The organism is Arenibaculum sp. (assembly GCF_035998295.1).
Classification (GTDB): Bacteria; Pseudomonadota; Alphaproteobacteria; order Azospirillales; family Azospirillaceae; genus DASYHS01.
Genome location: NZ_DASYHS010000238.1, coordinates 12197 through 28031, shown reverse-complemented (window position 1 = coordinate 28031; position 15835 = coordinate 12197). Strand labels below are relative to the sequence as shown.

Here is a 15835-nt window from a genome sequence, read left to right as displayed (position 1 = left end):
GACCGGGACGGTGGCGCTGCCGGAAGGCACGGAGATGGTGATGCCGGGCGACAACGTGGCGATGGTGGTGACGCTGATCGCCCCGATCGCCATGGACGAGGGCCTGCGCTTCGCCATCCGCGAGGGTGGCCGCACCGTCGGTGCCGGCGTCGTCGCCAGCATCGTCGAGTAAGCCGGACCGGAGCAGGCCGCGGAGCGGCTTTCCCTTCGGACGAAAGGAAGCCGCTCCGGCGGCGTAATCAGATTGTGCCGAGGCCGCGCCTTGTGTATGGTGCGCGGCTTCGGTTTTGAGACGGGTCATAGAGACGATGGACAACCAGAATATCCGGATCCGCCTGCGGGCGTTCGATCATCGCGTGCTCGACCAGTCGACCAGCGAGATCGTGAACACCGCCAAGCGGACCGGTGCCCGGGTGCGCGGGCCGATCCCGCTCCCGACTCAGATCGAGAAGTTCACGGTCAACCGCTCGCCGCACATCGACAAGAAGTCGCGCGAGCAGTTCGAGATCCGCACCCACAAGCGCCTGATCGACATCGTCGACCCGACGCCCCAGACGGTGGACGCGCTGATGAAGCTCGACCTCGCCGCCGGCGTGGACGTCGAGATCAAGATCTGAGGCCGAAGCGGTCATTTTTTGGAGTGAGGGACCTCTCCCGTCGAGGATGTCCCTAATGAGGAGAACAGAACGATGCGATCCGGTCTGATCGCACAGAAGGTCGGCATGACCCGCGTCTTCACGGACGATGGCGAGCATGTGCCGGTCACTGTGTTGAAGGTCGACAACTGCCAGGTCGTCGCCGTGCGCACCGAGGACCAGGACGGCTACACCGCCGTCCAGGTCGGCGTCGGCAAGGCCAAGGTGAAGAACGTCACGAAGCCGATGCGCGGCCACTTCGCCAAGGCGAAGGTCGAGCCCAAGCGCAAGGTCGCCGAGTTCCGCGTCTCTCCCGACGCGCTCGTCGACGTCGGCAGCGAGATCACGGCCGCCCATTTCATCCCCGGCCAGCTCGTGGACGTCACCGGCACGACGATCGGCAAGGGCTTCGCCGGCGCGATGAAGCGCTGGAACTTCGGCGGTCTGCGCGCGACCCACGGCGTGTCGGTGTCGCATCGCTCGCACGGTTCGACCGGCGGCCGCCAGGACCCCGGCAAGACCTTCAAGAACAAGAAGATGGCCGGCCATCTCGGCGACGAGCGGGTCACGACGCAGAACCTCAAGGTCGTCCAGGTCGACGAGGACCGCGGGCTGATCCTGGTCAAGGGCGCGGTCCCCGGCTCCGAGGGCGGCTGGGTGTTCGTGCGCGACGCCGTGAAGCGCCACAAGGTGAAGGCCCCGGAAGGCGCCCCGTTCCCGGCCGCCGTCCGCAAGGCCGCCGAGGCTCCGGCTCCGGCCGAAACCCCGGCCGACGGCGCGGCGCCCGAAGCCCCGGCCGAGGAGTGATGTGAGATGAAGGCAAGCGTCAAGAACCTGAAAAACGAGACGGTCGGCGAGATCGAGCTCGACGAGTCGGTGTTCGGCCTTCCGGTGCGCGCGGACCTGCTTTCGCGCATGGTGAACTATCAGCTCGCCAAGCGCCGGGCCGGCACCCACAAGACCAAGGGCGTCAGCGAGATCAGCGGCACCGGCAAGAAGCCGTACCGCCAGAAGGGCACCGGCCGCGCTCGCCAGGGCTCGCTGCGCTCGCCGCAGTTCCGCGGCGGCGCGGTGATCTTCGGCCCGGTCGTGCGCAGCCACGCCCACGACCTGACCAAGAAGGTCCGCAAGCTGGCGCTCAAGACGGCGCTCTCGGCGAAGCTCGCCGACGGCAAGCTGGTCGTTCTCGACCAGGCCTCGGTCGAGACGCACAAGACCAAGGCGCTGGCCGCGCAGTTCAAGACCCTCGGCCTGAATTCGGCCCTCATCATCGATGGCTCGAACCCGGACGAGAGCTTCATGCGCGCCTCGCGGAACATCCCGCTGGTCGACGTGCTGCCCGAGCAGGGCGCGAACGTCTACGACATCCTGCGTCGCGACACCCTCGTCCTGACGCGCAATGCGGTCGAGCAGCTGGAGGCTCGCCTGAAATGACGAAGATCTCGAAACCTTCGGTGTCGCAGGAGCGGATGTACGATCTGATCGTCGCTCCCCTGATCACCGAGAAGTCGACGATGGGTTCGGAACACAACCAGGTCACCTTCAAGGTGCCCCTGGACGCCACGAAGCCTGAGATCAAGGCGGCCGTCGAAGGGCTGTTCAAGGTCAAGGTCAAGGCGGTGAACACCCTGATCCAGAAGGGCAAGACCAAGCGCTTCCGTGGGATCGTGGGCCGTCGCTCCGACTTCAAGAAGGCGATCGTGACCCTCGAGCAGGGCCACACGATCGACGTCACGACGGGCGTCTGAGCGGCGCAAGAGGCGAGTGTGATCCGATGGCACTGAAGCAATTCCGACCGATTACCCCGTCGCTGCGCCAGCTCGTGCTGGTCGACCGCAGCGAGCTGTGGAAGGGCAAGCCGGTCAAGACCCTCACCGAGGGCCTGACCAAGAGCGGCGGGCGCAACAACACCGGCCGCATCACGGCCCGGCGCATGGGCGGCGGCCACAAGCGCAGCTATCGCCTGGTCGACTTCAAGCGGCGCAAGTTCGACGTCCCCGCGACGGTCGAGCGGCTCGAATACGACCCGAACCGGACGGCGTTCATCGCGCTGATCCGGTACGAGGACGGCATGCTGAGCTACATCCTGGCCCCGCAGCGTCTCAAGGTCGGCGACACCGTCGTCGCCGGCGAGCGCGCGGACATCAAGCCGGGCAACGCGTTGCCGCTGCGCAGCATCCCGGTGGGCACGATCGTCCACAACGTCGAGCTGAAGCCCGGCAAGGGCGGTCAGATGGCGCGGGCCGCGGGCACCTACGTGCAGATCGTGGGCCGCGACCAGGGCTACGCCCAGCTCAAGCTGGCGTCGGGCGAGCTGCGGATGGTCCGCGGCGAGTGCATGGCGACGATCGGGGCGGTCTCGAACCCCGACCAGGCGAACATCAACCTGGGCAAGGCGGGCCGCTCGCGCTGGCTCGGCAAGCGCCCGGCGGTTCGCGGCGTGGCGATGAACCCGATCGACCACCCGCACGGCGGCGGCGAAGGCCGGACGTCGGGCGGCCGGCACCCGGTCACCCCGTGGGGCAAGCCGACCAAGGGCAAGAAGACGCGCAACAACAAGGCGACGGACAAGCTGATCATCCGCCGCCGTCATCAGAAGTAAAGGAGTTACGTCGTGGCGCGCAGCGTCTGGAAGGGGCCGTTCATCGACGGCCACCTCTTGAAGAAGGCCGAAAAGGCGCGGGCAAGCGGGCGTAACGAGATCATCAAGATCTGGTCGCGTCGCTCCACCATCCTGCCCCAGTTCGTTGGCCTCACCTTCGGTGTCTACAACGGTCAGAAGTTCCTGCCCGTGCTCGTGACCGAGAACATGATCGGCCACAAGTTCGGCGAGTTCTCTCCGACCCGGACCTATTACGGCCACGCGGCCGACAAGAAGGCGAAGAGGAAGTAGCCATGGGCAAGGCCGCAAATGCGTCGCGGGTCGCCGAGAACGAGGCGATCGCCGTCGGCACCATGATCCGCAGCTCCGCCCGGAAGCTGAACCTCGTCGCCCAGATGATCCGCGGCAAGGACGCGCAGTCAGCGCTCGCCGACCTCACCTTCTCCAAGCGCCGGATCGCCGGCGAGGTGAAGAAGGTGCTGCAGTCCGCGATCGCGAACGCCGAAAACAACCATCAGCTGGACGTCGACCGTCTCGTCGTCGTCCAGGCGACGGTCGGCCGCGCCCTGGTGATGAAGCGCTTCCATGCCCGTGCCCGCGGCCGCGGCGCGCGGATCGAGAAGCCGTTCAGCAACCTGACCGTGATCGTTCAGGAGCGTGCCGAGGCCAGCCAGGAGGAGGCCGAGTAATGGGTCAGAAAATCAATCCGATCGGGCTCCGGCTCGGCATCAACCGCACCTGGGACAGCCGCTGGTACGCCGATCGCGACTACGCGAACCTGCTGCACAGCGACCTGAAGCTCCGCAAGTTCCTGCAGGGCCGCCTCCAGCAGGCCGGCGTCTCGCGGGTCGTGATCGAGCGCCCGGCCAAGAAGGCGCGGGTGACGATCCATTCCGCGCGGCCCGGGGTTGTCATCGGCAAGAAGGGCGCCGATATCGAGAAGCTCCGCGTCGAGCTGGCCAAGATGACGGGCTCGGAGGTCAACCTCAACATCGTCGAGATCCGCAAGCCGGAGATCGACGCGAAGCTGATCGCCGAGAACATCGCCAACCAGCTCGAGCGCCGCGTGGCGTTCCGCCGGGCCATGAAGCGCGCGGTCCAGTCCGCCATGCGCCTGGGTGCCCAGGGCATCCGGATCAACTGCTCGGGCCGCCTCGGCGGCGCCGAGATCGCGCGCATGGAGTGGTACCGCGAGGGCCGCGTGCCCCTGCACACGCTGCGGGCCGACGTCGACTACGGCACGGCCACGGCGAAGACGACCTACGGCACCTGCGGCGTCAAGGTCTGGGTGTTCAAGGGTGAGATCATGGCGCACGACCCGATGGCGCAGGACAAGCGCGTCGGCGAGCAGACGGTCTCTCGCTGAGGCCGGCGTCAAGGGATACTAGAGGGCATGTGCCATGCTAAGTCCTAAGCGTACGAAGTTCCGCAAGGCCCACAAGGGCCGCATCCACGGCGAAGCCAAGGGCGGGACGCAGCTCAATTTCGGGGCGTACGGCCTGAAGGCCGTCGAGCCGGCGCGCATCACCGCGCGCCAGATCGAGGCCGCGCGCCGCGCGATCACCCGTCACATCAAGCGGCAGGGCCGGGTCTGGATCCGGATTTTCCCGGACCTGCCGGTGACCAGCAAGCCCGCCGAGGTCCGCATGGGCTCGGGCAAGGGCTCGCCCGAGTTCTGGGCGGCCCGCGTCCATCCCGGCCGGATCATGTTCGAGCTGGACGGCGTGCCGGGCGATCTCGCCAAGCGCGCGTTCGAGCTCGCGGCGGCCAAGCTGCCGATCAAGTGCCGCTTCGTGACCCGCCTGGGTGAGGAGCTCAACTGATGAAGCCCGCGGATTTTCGCACCAAGAGCTCTGACGAGCTCAACGACCAGCTTCTCGCCCTCAAGAAGGAGCAGTTCAACCTGCGCTTCCAGAAGGCGTCGGGCCAGCTCGAGAACACCGCGCGCGTCGGCCAGGTGCGCCGTGACATCGCGCGCATCAAGACCATTCTGGGCGAGCGTGCTCGCTCGGCCGCGAACTAAGGAGTCGATGCCATGCCCCGGCGCATCCTGCAGGGCACCGTGGTGAGCGACAAAGGCGACAAGACCGTCACGGTCCTGGTCGAGCGCCGCGTCATGCACCCGGTCTACAAGAAGTTCATCCGCCAGTCGAAGAAGTACGCAGCCCACGACGAGGACAACCGGTTCAAGGCCGGCGACACGGTCTTCATCGAGGAATGCCGTCCGATTTCGAAGAGCAAGCGCTGGCGCGTGCTGACCGGAGACGCGGCGAGGGCCGCCGCTCCCGAAGGCACCGCGGTCGCCACTTGAATGACGAGGTCTGAACAATGATCCAGATGCAAACCAACCTGGAGGTCGCCGACAACAGCGGGGCGCGCCGGGTGCAGTGCATCAAGGTGCTCGGCGGTTCCAAGCGCAAGGTGGCCTCCGTGGGCGACGTGATCGTCGTCTCGGTCAAGGAGGCGATCCCGCGCGGCCGCGTGAAGAAGGGCGACGTCCATCGCGCCGTGATCGTCCGCACGGCGCAGGCGCTGCGCCGCACCGACGGCACCTCCATCCGCTTCGACCGCAACGCCGCCGTGCTGATCAACAAGCAGGGCGAGCCGATCGGGACCCGCATCTTCGGCCCGGTGACCCGCGAGCTGCGCGGCCGCAAGTTCATGAAGATCATCTCGCTCGCGCCCGAGGTGCTGTGATGTTGAAGGTCAGGAAGAAGGACAAGGTCGTCGTCCTCACCGGACGCGACAAGGGCCGGACCGGCGAGGTGATCGAGGTCCTGCCGAAGGAGAACCGGGTCAAGGTGCGTGGCGTCAACATCGTCAAGAAGCACCAGCGGCAGACCCCGACGCAGGCCGGCGGCATCGTCGAGATCGAGGCGCCGATCCACGTCTCGAACGTCGCCCATGTCGACCCCAAGGACAACAAGCCGACCCGCGTGGGGTTCAAGACCCTCGAGGACGGCCGCAAGGTGCGCTTCGCGAAGCGCTCCGGCGAAGTGATCGATCTGTGAGGCGCGCCATGGCTGCGAGGCTCAAGAAGCATTACGTCGACGTCGTTCGTCCTCAGCTTAGGACTGAGTTCGAGTACAAGAGCGACATGCAGGTTCCGCGCATCGAGAAGATCGTCATCAACATGGGCGTGGGCGAAGGCACCAGCGACGGCAAGAAGGTGACGGCGGCGGTCAGCGACCTGACCGCGATCGCCGGCCAGAAGCCGGTCGTCACCCGCGCGCGCAAGTCGATCGCCCAGTTCAAGCTGCGCGAAGGCATGCCGGTCGGCTGCAAGGTGACGCTGCGCCAGGAGCGCATGTACGAGTTCCTCGACCGTCTGATCAACATCGCGCTGCCGCGCGTCCGCGACTTCCGCGGCGTGTCGGGCAACAGCTTCGATGGACGGGGCAACTACTCCATGGGTCTGAAGGAGCAGATCGTCTTCCCCGAGATCGACTACGACAAGATCGACGAGATCCGCGGGATGGACATCATCATCGTGACGAGCGCGAAGACCGACCAGGAGGCCAAGGCCCTCCTGAAGGGCTTCTCCATGCCGTTCGTCGCCTGAGCGCCGGGAGTACAGGCCATGGCCAAAGTCAGTTCAATCGAGAAGAACAAGCGGCGCACGAAGCTGGCGAAGCAGCATGCCGCCAAGCGTGCCCGCCTCAAGGCGATCGCCAAGGATCGGTCGCTTCCGATGGAAGAGCAGTTCGAGGCGCGGCTCAAGCTCGCCGAGATGCCGCGCAACTCCTCGCCGACGCGCATCCGCAACCGCTGCGCGATGACCGGTCGTCCGCGCGGCTTCTACCGCAAGTTCAAGCTCTCGCGCATCACGCTTCGGGACCTGGCCTCCGTCGGCCAGATCCCGGGCATGGTCAAGTCGAGCTGGTAAGGGAACCACGAAGATGGCGTTGAGCGATCCTCTTGGCGATATGCTGACCCGCATCCGCAACGGTCAGCGCGCCCGCATGGCCGCGGTGGACAGCCCCGCTTCGAAGCTCCGGGCGAACGTCCTGGACGTCCTGAAGCGCGAAGGCTTCATCCGCGGCTATTCCCGCGAGGAGATCCGGCCGGGAATTGCGCAGTTGCGCATCGAGCTGAAGTACCATGAAGGCGAGCCCGCGATCCGCGAGCTGCAGCGCGTCAGCAAGCCTGGCCGCCGCGTCTACTCGAAGATCAAGGAGCTGCCGCGCGTCTACAACGGTCTCGGGATCTCGATCCTGTCGACCCCGCGCGGCGTGATGTCCGACCTAGAGGCCCGCGCCGCCAATGTCGGCGGCGAAGTCCTCTGCCGCGTGTTCTAAGGAGTGGCCCATGTCGCGTATCGGAAAGCATCCGGTGCCGGTGCCGGCCGGAGTTGACGTCCAGGTCAACGGCCAGACCATCACCGCGAAGGGCAAGCTGGGGCAGCTCAGCATGACCCTGATCGACGACGTGGCGGCCTCCAAGGAGGGCGACACCGTCGTCGTTAAGCCGCGCACGGACAGCAAGCGTGGCCGGGTGATGTGGGCGACGTCCCGCACCCTGGTCAACAACATGGTGGTCGGCGTCAGCCAGGGCTACACGGTCAACCTCGAGATCAACGGCGTCGGTTACCGCGCCGCGGTCCAGGGCGGCGACCTCGTGCTCCAGCTCGGCTACAGCCATGAGGTCAAGTATCCGGTCCCCGACGGGATCACGATCAAGACCGAGAAGCCGACGGCGATCTCCGTGTCCGGGTTCGACAAGCAGAAGGTCGGCCAGGTCGCAGCGGAAATCCGCTCGTTCCGTAAGCCCGAGCCCTACAAGGGCAAGGGTGTCAAGTACGAGAAGGAAGTCCTGCTGCGCAAGGAAGGCAAGAAGAAGTAGGGGCGACCGCAATGAAGACGTCAAAGGAACTCTCCGCGCGCCGCAAGATGCGGGTGCGCGCGGCGATCGCCCGGAAGTCGGGCAGCCGCCCCCGCCTCTCGGTCTTCCGCTCGAGCCAGCACATCTATGCCCAGGTGATCGACGACCGCGAGGGGCGCACGCTCGCCGCGGCGTCGACCGTGGACAAGGATCTGCGCGAGAAGCTGAAGACGGGCGCGAACGTGGATGCCGCCAAGGAAGTGGGCCGGCTGATCGCCGAGCGCGCCTCCAAGGCCGGTGTCACCGAGGTCGTGTTCGACCGCGGCAGCTATCTCTTCCACGGCCGCGTCAAGGCGCTGGCCGACGCCGCCCGCGAGGCAGGCCTGTCGTTCTAAGGGGACCTGGATATGGCACGGAATGAAAGAGACGGCGGGCGCGACCAGCGCGACGGCCGCGATCGGGGGAACCCGAGGGATCGCGAGGAAAGCGATCTCGTCGAGAAGCTGGTCGGCATCAACCGCGTCGCCAAGGTCGTCAAGGGCGGCCGGCGGTTCGGTTTCGCGGCGCTCGTCGTGGTCGGCGACGGCAAGGGCCGGGTCGGCTACGGCTCGGGCAAGGCCCGCGAGGTGCCCGAGGCCATCCGCAAGGCGACGGACCAGGCCAAGCGGGCCATGATCCGCGTGCCGCTGCGCGAGGGCCGGACGCTCCACCACGACGTCCAGGGCCATTTCGGCGCCGGGCGGGTGGTGCTGCGCGCCGCACCTGCGGGCACCGGCGTGATCGCCGGCGGCCCGATGCGCGCGATCTTCGAGGCGTTGGGCGTGGCCGACGTGGTGACCAAGTCGGTCGGCACGTCGAACCCGCACAACATGATCAAGGCGACTTTCGACGCCCTGCAGCACGTGGTCAGCCCGCGCGCCGTCGCGGCGCGCCGCGGCCGTCGCGTCAGCGACATCCTCGGCCGGCGCGAGGGTGCCGGTGCGGGCGCCGAGGCGAGGGAGGCGTGAGCATGGCCGACAAGCGCACCATCATCGTGACCCAGGTCGGCAGCCCGATCGGCCGCCGGTCGGACCAGCGGGCGACCCTGGTCGGCCTCGGCCTGAACAAGCTGCATCGCACCCGCGAACTGGAGGACACTCCCTCCGTGCGCGGCATGATCGACAAGGTCAAGCATCTCGTCCGGGTCGAGAGCCAGGGCTGAGGCGGAAGGACGGTATCCCATGAAACTCAACGAGATCCGCGACAACCCGGGCGCACGCAAGGAGCGCATGCGGGTCGGGCGCGGCATCGGGTCCGGCAAGGGCAAGACCGCCGGGCGCGGCGTCAAGGGCCAGACCTCCAGGACCGGCGTGTCGATCAAGGGCTTCGAAGGCGGCCAGATGCCGCTGACGCGGCGCCTGCCCAAGCGCGGGTTCAAGAACCCGTTCACGAAGGACTACTCGGTCGCCAACCTGGGCAAGGTCCAGGACGCGATCGAGGCCGGCCGGCTCGACCCGAACGAGGTGATCACGGACGCGGCGCTGGTCGCGGCCGGCGTCGCGGTGAACAGCCGCGACGGCGTTCGCCTGCTCGGCAAGGGCGAGCTGAAGACGAAGGCCTCGTTCCAGGTCGCCGGCGCCTCGGCCTCGGCGGTCGCCGCGGTCGAGAAGCTCGGCGGCACGGTCACGACGCCGGCCCGGGCCGAGCCGACCGCCGAGTGACGCGCCGGCGGGTGGGGCAGTGAACTGGGGCGGGCCGGTGCTCGGAACGGGGGCGCCGGCTCGTCCCATCATGCGTTTCGGACAGACGAGCGTCGAGGACTAGCACCATGGCATCAGCGGCCGAACAGCTTGCCGCGAACATCAACTTCGGCGCCTTCGCCAAGGCGACGGAGCTGAAGAAGCGGATCTGGTTCACGCTCGGAGCCCTGATCATCTACCGGCTCGGCACCTACATCCCGCTTCCGGGCATCGACCCGACGGCGCTCGAGCAGATCTTCCAGCAGAACGCCGGCGGCATCCTGGGCATGTTCGACATGTTCGCGGGCGGCGCGCTGGGCCGGATGACGATCTTCGCCCTCAACATCATGCCGTACATCTCGGCATCGATCATCATGCAGCTCATGACGGCCGTCTCGCCGACGTTGGAGCAGCTGAAGAAGGAGGGCGAGAGCGGGCGCAAGAAGATCAACCAGTACACCCGCTACCTGACCGTCCTGCTGGCGACCGTGCAGGCCTATGCGCTCGCGATGGGCATGCAGGGGATGACCGCGGGCGGCCTGTCCGCCGTGGTGGCGCCGGGACCGTTCTTCATCGTGACCACGGTGATCACGCTGGTCGGCGGCACGGTGTTCCTGATGTGGCTGGGCGAGCAGATCACCGCGCGCGGCGTCGGCAATGGCATTTCGCTGATCATCTTCGCCGGCATCGTCGCCGAGCTTCCCCGCGCCCTGGCCGGGACGCTGGAGCTGGGGCGGACGGGCGCGCTGTCGACGCTCTTCATCGTGTTCATGCTGGTGATGGCGGTCGCCGTGATCGCCTTCATCGTGTTCATGGAGCGGGCGCAGCGGCGCCTGCTGGTCCAGTACCCGAAGCGCCAGGTCGGCAACCGGATGTTCGGCGGCGAGTCGAGCCATCTGCCGCTGAAGCTGAACACCTCGGGCGTGATCCCGCCGATCTTCGCGTCGTCGCTGCTGCTGCTGCCGCTGACCGCCGTCGGCTTCGCCGGCGGGCAGGGGCCGGGCTGGCTGCAGACCGTGACCGCCTATCTCGGCCATGGCCAGCCGCTGTACATGGCCCTCTATGTCGCCCTGATCGTGTTCTTCTGCTTCTTCTACACCGCGATCGTCTTCAATCCCCAGGAGACGGCCGACAACCTGAAGAAGTACGGCGGCTTCATTCCCGGCATCCGTCCGGGCAAGGCGACGGCCGACCATCTCGACTACGTGCTGACGCGGCTGACCGTCGTCGGCGCCGCCTACCTGTCGGTCGTGTGCCTGCTGCCGGAGATCCTGATCTCCCAGTACAGCGTGCCCTTCTATTTCGGCGGCACCAGCCTGCTGATCGTGGTCACCGTGACCATGGACACGGTCGCGCAGATCCATTCCCATCTGCTCGCGCACCAGTACGAGGGGCTGATCAAGAAGGCGAAACTGCGCGGGAGGCGAGGATGAACCTGATACTTCTCGGCCCGCCGGGCGCGGGGAAGGGCACGCAGGCCAAGCGGCTCGAGGAGCGGCACGGCCTGGTCCAGCTCAGCACCGGCGACATGCTGCGCGCGCAGGTCGCGAGCGGCTCGCCGCTCGGCCTGAAGGCGAAGGAGATCATGCAGGCGGGCAAGCTGGTGCCCGACGACGTCATGATCGCGATGATCGCGGACCGCATCTCGCAGCCGGACTGCGCCCGGGGCTTCATCCTCGACGGCTTCCCGCGCACGGTCCCGCAGGCCGAGGCCCTCGACCGCATGCTGACGGAGAAGGGGCTGAAGCTCGACCAGGTGATCGAGATGAAGGTCGACGACGCGGCGCTGGTGGACCGGATCACGGGCCGCTTCACCTGCGCACGGTGCGGCCGTGGCTATCACGACCGGTTCAACCGGCCGAAGGACGACGGCGTGTGCGACGCCTGCGGCGGGACGGAGTTCACCCGCCGGGCCGACGACAACGCCGAGACGGTGTCGACCCGGCTTGCCGCCTACCATGCGCAGACCGCGCCGATCCTGCCCTACTACCGCGAGCGGGGCGTCCTGCGCGAGGTGGACGGCATGGCCGAGATCGACGTGGTGACCGAGCAGATCGAGGCGCTGCTGGCGGGGCGGTGACGCCGCGCCGTCGCGGCTTTGGTTGACTCTGGAGGATTGCGGCCTATAATCCGCGATCCTTGGTCCCAGGGGGAACCGAGCGTTTTCGTTCGTCCTCAATCGCCGGCCGACCGGCGTCCGAGGCGCAAAGACGACCTGCAAGGACTTTTGGCGGCCCCTTGGGCCCATGACGAGAAAACGAGGAGACGAGGCGTGGCGCGTATTGCTGGCGTCAACATTCCTGCGCAAAAGCGCGTGGAAGTGGCATTGACCTATATCCACGGGATCGGGCCGCTCCTGGCCCGGCAGATCTGCGAGAAGACCGGGATCCCGGCCGAGCGGCGGGTCAACGAGATGACCGACGACGAGGTGCTCCGCGTCCGCGAGGTCATCGATTCCGACTATCGCGTGGAAGGCGACCTGCGTCGCGAAGTCGCGATGAACATCAAGCGGCTGATGGATCTCGGGTGCTATCGCGGCCTGCGGCACCGCAAGGGGCTGCCGGTCCACGGTCAGCGCACCCACACGAACGCCCGCACCCGCAAGGGTCCGGCGAAGCCGATCGCGGGCAAGAAGAAGTAACCGGCGCGCGACCGCGCTTCAGAGCAGACGGACACATCAGATGGCAAGACCTTCCAACGCCGCGGCCCAGCGCCTGCGCCGCCGCGAGCGCAAGAACATCACCTCGGGCGTGGCGCACGTGAACGCCTCGTTCAACAACACCATGATCACCATCACCGACGCGCAGGGCAACACGATCGCCTGGTCGTCGTCGGGCACGATGGGCTTCAAGGGCTCGCGCAAGTCGACCCCCTACGCGGCCCAGGTCGCGGCGGAGGACGCCGGGCGCAAGGCCCAGGAGCACGGCATGCGCACTCTCGAGGTCGAGGTGAAGGGCCCGGGTTCGGGGCGCGAGTCGGCTCTGCGCGCGCTGCAGTCGGTCGGCTTCGCGATCACCTCGATCCGCGACGTCACCCCGATCCCGCACAACGGCGTCCGCCCGCCGAAGAAGCGCCGCGTCTGAACAGGCGGATCTAGCGCCCGCGCAGCCCGCCGGACCGGGAAACCGCGCCGCCCTGCCATCGTGGCGCGGAACGTAAGGGAACGGTGGCGAAGGCCGGGGCCTCCCGTCAGGGGGGCCGTTCGGCATTTTCGCATTGGCCGCGCGCCAGCGCGTCAACCCGATGGCATGAGGTTACCGACGTGATTCACAGGAACTGGCAGGAACTGATCAAGCCGAACAAGCTGGAGATCCAGCCCGGCGACGATCCGCAACGTTTCGCCACCGTCGTCGCCGAGCCGCTCGAGCGCGGATTCGGCCTGACGCTCGGGAACGCGCTCCGCCGCGTGCTGCTGTCCTCCCTCCAGGGGGCGGCGGTCACCTCGATCCAGATCGAGGGCGTGCTGCACGAGTTCTCGTCCATCCCGGGCGTGCGCGAGGACGTCACGGACATCGTCCTGAACATCAAGACGCTCGGCCTGCGCATGCACGGCGACGGGCCCAAGCGGATGCGCCTGCGCGCCGAGGGGCCGGGCGAGGTGAAGGCCGGCATGATCGAGACCGGCCCGGACATCGAGGTGATGGACCCCGACCTCGTCATCTGCACGCTGGACAACGGCGCGCGGCTGTCGATGGAGCTGACGGTCCAGAGCGGCAAGGGCTACGTCGCGGCCACCCAGAACCGGCCCGAGGACGCGCCGATCGGCCTGATCCCGGTCGATGCGCTGTTCAGCCCGATCCGCAAGGTGTCCTACAAGGTCGACAACACCCGCGTCGGCCAGGTCACCGACTACGACAAGCTGTCGATGACGATCGAGACGGACGGCGCCGTGTCGCCGGAGGACGCGGTGGCGCTGGCCGCCCGCATCCTCCAGGACCAGCTCCAGCTCTTCATCAACTTCGAGGAGCCGACGCAGGCGACCATCGAGGAGAAGTCGGAAGAGGTTCCGTTCAACAAGAACCTGCTGCGCAAGGTGGACGAACTCGAACTGTCGGTCCGGTCGGCGAACTGCCTGAAGAACGACAACATCGTCTACATCGGCGACCTGGTCCAGAAGACCGAGGCCGAGATGCTGCGCACGCCGAACTTCGGCCGGAAGTCCTTGAACGAGATCAAGGAAGTCCTGGCGCAGATGGGGCTCCATCTCGGCATGGAGATCCCGAACTGGCCGCCGGAGAACATCGAGGAACTGGCCAAGCGGCTCGAAGAGCCGTATTGACCGCATGGAACGGGGAAGGCGCCGTCCCTCCCCGGACATGGGCCATGAGGGCCCGCCCCCTGCGTGCCGCAAGAAGGGCGCCAGGGGTACGCAATCGGTTTCGCGCGCGAAACCCGGGTGAGAGGAGAGCAAGGCCATGCGCCACGGCATGAACGGACGCAAGCTGAACCGCACGACCAGCCATCGTCAGGCGATGTTCGCCAACATGGCGGCCGCGCTGATCAAGCACGAGCAGATCACGACGACGCTGCCCAAGGCGAAGGACCTGCGTCCGATCGTCGAGCGCCTGATCACGCTCGGCAAGAAGGGTGGCCTCGCCAACCGCCGCCTCGCTCTCGCCCGGCTGCGCGACGAGGCGATGGTGACGAAGCTGTTCGACACGATCGCCGAGCGCTACAAGGACCGCGCCGGCGGCTACACCCGCGTCCTGAAGGCGGGGTTCCGCTACGGCGACGCCGCCGCGATGGCGGTGATCGAGCTGGTCGACCGCGACCCGGCGGCCAAGGGCCAGGACAGCGGTCCGAAGCAGGAGCAGGAGGAGGCCGAAGAGGCCCAGGCCTGATCCGCGGATCGACGACGAGGGGGCGGGCACGGTCGGTGCCCGTCCCCGACGTCAGGCCCGGCGCCGGGTTGACCGGGTATGCGCTCTTCCCTGCACAGTCTCGCCTCCGCCTATGGAGAGCCGGCTCGGCAGGCCGTCCAGGCAGCCGTCGCGGCGCTTGCGACTTTCGCCCTGATGAAGCTCGCGGCGCTGCCGGAGCTGTCCTGGGCCGTGATCTCCGCCCTCTTCGTGATCCAGCCGAGCGTCGGCGGCACGGTGAATTCCGTCGTCGGCCGGCTGCTCGGAACCGTGCTCGGCACGCTGGTCGGGCTCGCCTGCGTCCGCTTCATCGGCACGCAGGGCTGGATGGCGGCCCTCAGCCTCGCGGTCGCCGCGGTCGTGGTCGAGTTCGTGGCGTCCTGGCGCCCGGGCCTGCGCTACGGCCACGTGCCCGCCGGCATCCTGATCGTGTCCTCCTCCGACATGTTGATCGACGCCGCGCTCGACCGGGCGCTGGCGATCGGCATCGGAGGCGTTATCGCCGGGGCGACGGCCCTCCTGATCTTTCCCGAAGCCGCGCACCGGCGGGCCGACCGGGCCCTGGGGGCGGCGCTGCGTGGCTGCGGCGCGCTGCTGCGGGCGGCCATGCCCGGCCTGCTGGCGACCGGCCGGGACCCCCTCGGCCCGATCCACGGCGAGGTCCGCGGCCATCTGGAGCAGGCCCGCGCCATGCTCGCGCAGTCGCGCCGCGGCCGCGCCGGCCCCCGCCGCGACGGTCCCGAGTACCGGGCCGTGCTTCATGCCGTCGAGCGGCTCTGGCATACGCTGATCCTGATCGACCGCGTGGACGTCGAGCCGCTGCCCGAGACGTTGCGCGGCCGTCTGGGCGCGACCCTCGATGCGTTCGCCACCGCCGCCTGCGCCTATCTCGAGCAGCTCGGCGCCTCGGTGTCCGAGGGCCGGGCCCTGCCCGCCGCCGACCAGGTCAAGGGCCGGCTGCGCGCGCTGGACGACCGCCTCGCGGAGCTTCAGCGCCGCGGCGAGGCCGACGCGCTGCCGACGCATGCGATGGAGCGGGTGTTCGCGCTCGCCTTCGCGCTGGAGGAACTGGCCGGGAACTTCGATGAGATCGCCGACCTTTTCCGCCGGGCGGAGCGCCACGGACGGCACTGACGGCGGCCGGCCGCGTTCCGCACTGGCCGGTCGTACGCGTCCGGAGGGGATGCATCGGCGGGCCGC

29 protein-coding genes are annotated in these 15835 nt (G+C 67.9%); all 29 read left to right on the top strand.

All coding sequences use genetic code 11. The annotated features are described in order from the left end of the window. The coding region (locus VGO20_RS22750; RefSeq protein ID WP_473964863.1) for an EF-Tu C-terminal domain-related protein at positions 1-172 on the top strand (172 nt) is incomplete at its 5' end. A gap of 136 nt (positions 173-308) precedes the next feature. Continuing rightward, a complete protein-coding gene (gene rpsJ, locus VGO20_RS22745; RefSeq protein WP_327504675.1) occupies positions 309-617 on the top strand; it encodes a 30S ribosomal protein S10 in 309 nt (102 codons plus the stop codon). Between the two features lie 72 nt (positions 618-689). After that, a complete protein-coding gene (gene rplC / locus VGO20_RS22740; protein ID WP_327504674.1) occupies positions 690-1442 on the top strand; it encodes a 50S ribosomal protein L3 in 753 nt (250 codons plus the stop codon). A gap of 6 nt (positions 1443-1448) precedes the next feature. Beyond that, positions 1449-2069 carry a 50S ribosomal protein L4 gene (gene rplD, locus VGO20_RS22735; RefSeq protein ID WP_327504673.1) on the top strand — a complete coding sequence of 207 codons (621 nt, stop codon included), beginning with the start codon at positions 1449-1451 and terminating at the stop codon, positions 2067-2069. Between the two features lie 5 nt (positions 2070-2074). Continuing rightward, positions 2075-2383: a 50S ribosomal protein L23 gene (locus tag VGO20_RS22730; protein WP_327504677.1), complete on the top strand. Its 309-nt coding sequence runs from the start codon at positions 2075-2077 to the stop codon at positions 2381-2383. A gap of 26 nt (positions 2384-2409) precedes the next feature. Then, the gene (gene rplB / locus VGO20_RS22725) at positions 2410-3237 is read left to right on the top strand and encodes a 50S ribosomal protein L2 (RefSeq protein WP_327504672.1); all 828 of its coding nucleotides are present in this window, start codon (positions 2410-2412) and stop codon (positions 3235-3237) included. Between the two features lie 12 nt (positions 3238-3249). Then, the gene (gene rpsS / locus VGO20_RS22720; protein WP_327504671.1) at positions 3250-3528 is read left to right on the top strand and encodes a 30S ribosomal protein S19; all 279 of its coding nucleotides are present in this window, start codon (positions 3250-3252) and stop codon (positions 3526-3528) included. Between the two features lie 2 nt (positions 3529-3530). Continuing rightward, positions 3531-3926: a 50S ribosomal protein L22 gene (rplV, locus tag VGO20_RS22715; protein ID WP_327504670.1), complete on the top strand. Its 396-nt coding sequence runs from the start codon at positions 3531-3533 to the stop codon at positions 3924-3926. After that, positions 3926-4603: a 30S ribosomal protein S3 gene (gene rpsC / locus VGO20_RS22710; RefSeq protein WP_327504669.1), complete on the top strand. Its 678-nt coding sequence runs from the start codon at positions 3926-3928 to the stop codon at positions 4601-4603. The genes rplV and rpsC overlap by 1 nt, the downstream gene beginning before the upstream one ends. Before the next feature lie 34 nt (positions 4604-4637). Further along, positions 4638-5060: a 50S ribosomal protein L16 gene (rplP, locus tag VGO20_RS22705; protein WP_327504668.1), complete on the top strand. Its 423-nt coding sequence runs from the start codon at positions 4638-4640 to the stop codon at positions 5058-5060. Then, positions 5060-5260 (top strand): 50S ribosomal protein L29, encoded by a 201-nt coding sequence (rpmC, locus tag VGO20_RS22700; protein WP_414639881.1) that lies wholly within the window; start codon positions 5060-5062, stop codon positions 5258-5260. Before rplP ends, rpmC begins: the two co-directional genes overlap by 1 nt. Before the next feature lie 12 nt (positions 5261-5272). Then, positions 5273-5548 (top strand): 30S ribosomal protein S17, encoded by a 276-nt coding sequence (gene rpsQ, locus VGO20_RS22695; RefSeq protein ID WP_327504667.1) that lies wholly within the window; start codon positions 5273-5275, stop codon positions 5546-5548. A 17-nt stretch (positions 5549-5565) separates the two neighbouring features. Beyond that, a complete protein-coding gene (rplN, locus tag VGO20_RS22690) occupies positions 5566-5934 on the top strand; it encodes a 50S ribosomal protein L14 (RefSeq protein ID WP_327504666.1) in 369 nt (122 codons plus the stop codon). Further along, positions 5934-6248 (top strand): 50S ribosomal protein L24, encoded by a 315-nt coding sequence (gene rplX / locus VGO20_RS22685; RefSeq protein WP_327504664.1) that lies wholly within the window; start codon positions 5934-5936, stop codon positions 6246-6248. The genes rplN and rplX overlap by 1 nt, the downstream gene beginning before the upstream one ends. Before the next feature lie 8 nt (positions 6249-6256). Further along, positions 6257-6799, top strand: a complete 543-nt coding sequence (gene rplE / locus VGO20_RS22680; protein WP_327504663.1) for a 50S ribosomal protein L5 — start codon at positions 6257-6259, stop codon at positions 6797-6799. Between the two features lie 18 nt (positions 6800-6817). Beyond that, the gene (rpsN, locus tag VGO20_RS22675; RefSeq protein WP_327504662.1) at positions 6818-7123 is read left to right on the top strand and encodes a 30S ribosomal protein S14; all 306 of its coding nucleotides are present in this window, start codon (positions 6818-6820) and stop codon (positions 7121-7123) included. Between the two features lie 13 nt (positions 7124-7136). Next, positions 7137-7535 (top strand): 30S ribosomal protein S8, encoded by a 399-nt coding sequence (gene rpsH, locus VGO20_RS22670; protein WP_327504661.1) that lies wholly within the window; start codon positions 7137-7139, stop codon positions 7533-7535. Positions 7536-7545: 10 nt separating this feature from the next. After that, positions 7546-8079, top strand: coding sequence for a 50S ribosomal protein L6 (gene rplF, locus VGO20_RS22665; RefSeq protein WP_327504660.1), 534 nt, complete (start codon positions 7546-7548; stop codon positions 8077-8079). 11 nt (positions 8080-8090) lie between these two features. Then, positions 8091-8453 carry a 50S ribosomal protein L18 gene (gene rplR / locus VGO20_RS22660; RefSeq protein WP_327504659.1) on the top strand — a complete coding sequence of 121 codons (363 nt, stop codon included), beginning with the start codon at positions 8091-8093 and terminating at the stop codon, positions 8451-8453. A gap of 12 nt (positions 8454-8465) precedes the next feature. Next, positions 8466-9065 (top strand): 30S ribosomal protein S5, encoded by a 600-nt coding sequence (gene rpsE / locus VGO20_RS22655; RefSeq protein WP_327504658.1) that lies wholly within the window; start codon positions 8466-8468, stop codon positions 9063-9065. Between the two features lie 2 nt (positions 9066-9067). Beyond that, on the top strand, positions 9068-9259 hold the full coding sequence (gene rpmD / locus VGO20_RS22650) for a 50S ribosomal protein L30 (protein ID WP_327504657.1): 192 nt from the start codon (positions 9068-9070) through the stop codon (positions 9257-9259). 19 nt (positions 9260-9278) lie between these two features. Continuing rightward, entirely contained in the window at positions 9279-9758 is a 480-nt protein-coding gene (gene rplO / locus VGO20_RS22645) for a 50S ribosomal protein L15 (RefSeq protein ID WP_327504656.1), read from the top strand. Between the two features lie 107 nt (positions 9759-9865). Then, entirely contained in the window at positions 9866-11209 is a 1344-nt protein-coding gene (gene secY, locus VGO20_RS22640; RefSeq protein WP_327504655.1) for a preprotein translocase subunit SecY, read from the top strand. Further along, a complete protein-coding gene (locus VGO20_RS22635) occupies positions 11206-11856 on the top strand; it encodes an adenylate kinase (protein ID WP_327504654.1) in 651 nt (216 codons plus the stop codon). Before secY ends, VGO20_RS22635 begins: the two co-directional genes overlap by 4 nt. Before the next feature lie 192 nt (positions 11857-12048). Beyond that, complete coding sequence (rpsM, locus tag VGO20_RS22630) at positions 12049-12417, top strand: 30S ribosomal protein S13 (protein ID WP_327504653.1); 369 nt, start codon at positions 12049-12051, stop codon at positions 12415-12417. A 40-nt stretch (positions 12418-12457) separates the two neighbouring features. Then, positions 12458-12859 (top strand): 30S ribosomal protein S11, encoded by a 402-nt coding sequence (rpsK, locus tag VGO20_RS22625; protein WP_327504652.1) that lies wholly within the window; start codon positions 12458-12460, stop codon positions 12857-12859. A 179-nt stretch (positions 12860-13038) separates the two neighbouring features. After that, positions 13039-14055, top strand: a complete 1017-nt coding sequence (locus tag VGO20_RS22620) for a DNA-directed RNA polymerase subunit alpha (RefSeq protein ID WP_327504651.1) — start codon at positions 13039-13041, stop codon at positions 14053-14055. Positions 14056-14191: 136 nt separating this feature from the next. Beyond that, positions 14192-14617, top strand: coding sequence for a 50S ribosomal protein L17 (gene rplQ / locus VGO20_RS22615; protein WP_327504650.1), 426 nt, complete (start codon positions 14192-14194; stop codon positions 14615-14617). Between the two features lie 78 nt (positions 14618-14695). Next, positions 14696-15769 carry an FUSC family protein gene (locus VGO20_RS22610; protein WP_327504649.1) on the top strand — a complete coding sequence of 358 codons (1074 nt, stop codon included), beginning with the start codon at positions 14696-14698 and terminating at the stop codon, positions 15767-15769. Positions 15770-15835: the final 66 nt, after the last annotated feature.